Here is a 228-nt window from a genome sequence, read left to right as displayed (position 1 = left end):
ACGTTAAACAAACCATAAAAGAGTTTGGTAAAAATGCTTTATATGAATTGGGACTATCAAAGATGGATCCTGAATTAGTTGAAATAGTAGGTAAACTACATTTTAGAAGTAGTTATGGACAAAATGCCTTAACTCACTCAATGGAAGTAGCCAACCTAGCGGGTATTATGGCTAGTGAACTAGGAGAAAATGTAAATCTTGCTAAGAGAGCTGGCTTATTACATGATA

Annotated in this window: 1 protein-coding gene; it reads left to right on the top strand. The window is 34.2% G+C overall.

The window, feature by feature from the left end; translation table 11 throughout:
- Positions 1-228 (top strand): HDIG domain-containing metalloprotein (locus tag JBO08_RS28040; protein WP_220078219.1); only part of this gene is annotated, 228 nt, incomplete at both ends.

The sequence above is a fragment of the Pseudomonas sp. LAP_36 genome (assembly GCF_019456785.1).
GTDB lineage: Bacteria > Pseudomonadota > Gammaproteobacteria > Pseudomonadales > Pseudomonadaceae > Aquipseudomonas > Aquipseudomonas tritici.
This window is presented reverse-complemented; position numbering and strand designations above follow the sequence as displayed.